This window comes from Idiomarina sp. UBA4206 (assembly GCF_002383015.1).
Lineage (GTDB): Bacteria > Pseudomonadota > Gammaproteobacteria > Enterobacterales > Alteromonadaceae > Idiomarina > Idiomarina abyssalis.
Genome location: NZ_DFTS01000055.1, coordinates 20,070 through 22,020, shown reverse-complemented (window position 1 = coordinate 22,020; position 1,951 = coordinate 20,070). Strand labels below are relative to the sequence as shown.

The following is a 1,951-nucleotide window of genomic DNA, read 5'->3' as shown; positions in this document are numbered from 1 at the left end:
ACCTCAACCGCGTATCAAACGGCTGGCAGGTATCTGCCACGCCAACCATCATCATTATTGAAAACGGTGACATTGTTTCAGCGACAACCGGAGTCACAACGCCTCCGGGTTTGTTTATTCGGCTTTGGTTTCACCAGTTTTTTTGAAGTAGGAAAGTAGTATGAATTTTATCTATAAAACGTTTTTCATCGTTGCTTTTATCTTTAGCAGCAACGTATTTGCGCAAGATTTAAACCCGCAACAAGAAGAAGACTTGGAAAAAGTCGAACAGCTATTGCGTGAAAACCCACAGCTAATTTCAAACATTCACAGGGGCTTGCAACGCTTTTTAGAACAGCAAAGTGAGCAAAAAAACGCCTTCGCTAACCATCAGGAGTGGCTGTATCAGTCGGCGGCACATCCAATTTTAGGTGACAAAGATGCGCCGCATAAAATCGTTGTATTTACCGACTACAACTGCCCGTTTTGCAAGAAGTTAGAGCCTGGCCTTCATAAACTGATTGAGGAATACCCGTCTATTCAGGTCGTGAACATTTTCGTGCCTTTACGCCAACAGCAGGTCGATGGGCTCAAAACCAATTCCGCACTTTATGGACTGAACCTGTGGCGCAATGACTCTAAAGCATTCTTTGAAGCCCACAACTTAATGATGAAAAAGTCAGGCATGCACACCGCTGATTCACTGCAAAGTGTTGCGCAAGTCACGAGTACCGAGGCCTTTTTGTCACCGTCCGGCGAGAGCGAGGCGGTTATTCGCAAAAATATGTCGGCGTTTCGCGACTTGGGCTTTCGCGGCACACCGACTATTATCATTGGCCAGCAGGTAACGCCTGGTTACATCCCTTATGGCAAGCTGGAAACCATAGCTACCGAGCAGTTTGAACTAGATTAACTGAGAAATAGATAGGGAGCTTGCTACAAGCTCCCTTCTTTAAAGGATTACTTGATAAAGGCTTCGGCTCGTACTAACATTTGTGAGTACACATTTAGAAGAGAACCATCATGGAAACAAGAATTCAGTTTCGTATCGATGAACAAACAAAGCACTTAGCGCAGCAGCAGGCTGAGAGTGAAGGTCGGACTTTGAGTGACGCGTGTCGGCAACTTGCCGAGCAGCTAGCATCGGAGCGTCGAAAACAGCTATCGCAGAACAGCTGGCTTGCAGAACAAGTGAATCAGGCATTCCAGAAATTGGAATCTGGCCAGTCTGAGTTCATGGATAACGAACAGGCAAAAAGCCGTATGGAAAAATTTAAAGCTCAATTTCGAAAATAAGGCGTGCAAATGATTTATTGGGAAGAGGATGCCCTGAAAGACAGAGAAAGGATTTTCGAGTTTCTTTACAATTTTAACCCTATAGTGGCAGAACAAACCGATTCACTGATACAAAGCAAAGTCGAAACATTGCTTGAGCAGCCCTATATTGGCGTTAAACGCGAGAATATAAAGGGAAGGCTTTTAATCCTCCCCGATATTTCAATGCTTGTCCCTTACTATATCGACGGAACCAACATACGAGTTTTGCGCGTGCTGCATGAGAAGCAGCAGTTTCCATTTACGTAGGCGTCTTACCAATAGTTTTCCGAAGTCACATTACCGGGCTTGCGGCGGGTGTTCTTAGCAAGCCCCAGTTCCGCCAGCGCGGCACGTGACTCTTTTATCATGTCAGGGTTACCGCAAAGCATCACCTGCGCGCGGGTATCCAACGGTGTGTCGAGTGCATCACTTAATTGACCCGAGCTAATCAGTTCTGGAATCCGTGCAGATAGAGCTCCGGGAATGTTTTCACGGGTAATCACCGGCTGATAACCCAGCTGCCCGGGGTATTCTTGTTGCCACTGCTCTATTTGCCCCTGATAAACCAGGTCTTCTGCCACACGAACACCGTGTACCAGGTTAATGCGTTTGAATCGTTCCCATGGCTTTTCGGTTCTCAGCATAGAAATAAACG

General features: G+C 46.2%; 3 protein-coding genes and 1 pseudogene. 3 read left to right on the top strand and 1 reads right to left on the bottom strand.

The genetic code is table 11. The features are described 5' to 3' along the window. The first annotated feature begins 160 nt into the window (after nt 1-160). The 3 genes from B3180_RS11300 (at nt 161) to B3180_RS11290 (ending at nt 1,563) form a co-directional block, all read left to right on the top strand. Entirely contained in the window at nt 161-892 is a 732-nt protein-coding gene (locus tag B3180_RS11300) for a DsbA family protein (RefSeq protein WP_278355815.1), read from the top strand. A gap of 110 nt (nt 893-1,002) precedes the next feature. Beyond that, nucleotides 1,003-1,275 carry a type II toxin-antitoxin system RelB/DinJ family antitoxin gene (locus B3180_RS11295; RefSeq protein WP_278355816.1) on the top strand — a complete coding sequence of 91 codons (273 nt, stop codon included), beginning with the start codon at nt 1,003-1,005 and terminating at the stop codon, nt 1,273-1,275. Nucleotides 1,276-1,284: 9 nt separating this feature from the next. After that, nucleotides 1,285-1,563: a type II toxin-antitoxin system RelE/ParE family toxin gene (locus tag B3180_RS11290; RefSeq protein WP_199494489.1), complete on the top strand. Its 279-nt coding sequence runs from the start codon at nt 1,285-1,287 to the stop codon at nt 1,561-1,563. 5 nt (nt 1,564-1,568) lie between these two features. Here B3180_RS11290 and B3180_RS11285 read toward each other — a convergent pair. After that, nucleotides 1,569-1,951: pseudogene (locus B3180_RS11285) on the bottom strand (ferredoxin--NADP(+) reductase); the annotation flags it as partial.

Bases quoted from the DNA above. Each gene is read 5' to 3' on its own strand.
- B3180_RS11300 (WP_278355815.1), top strand. From the start codon at position 161: ATGAATTTTATCTATAAAACGTTTTTCATCGTTGCTTTTATCTTTAGC.
- B3180_RS11295 (WP_278355816.1), top strand. From the start codon at position 1,003: ATGGAAACAAGAATTCAGTTTCGTATCGATGAACAAACAAAGCACTTA.
- B3180_RS11290 (WP_199494489.1), top strand. From the start codon at position 1,285: ATGATTTATTGGGAAGAGGATGCCCTGAAAGACAGAGAAAGGATTTTC.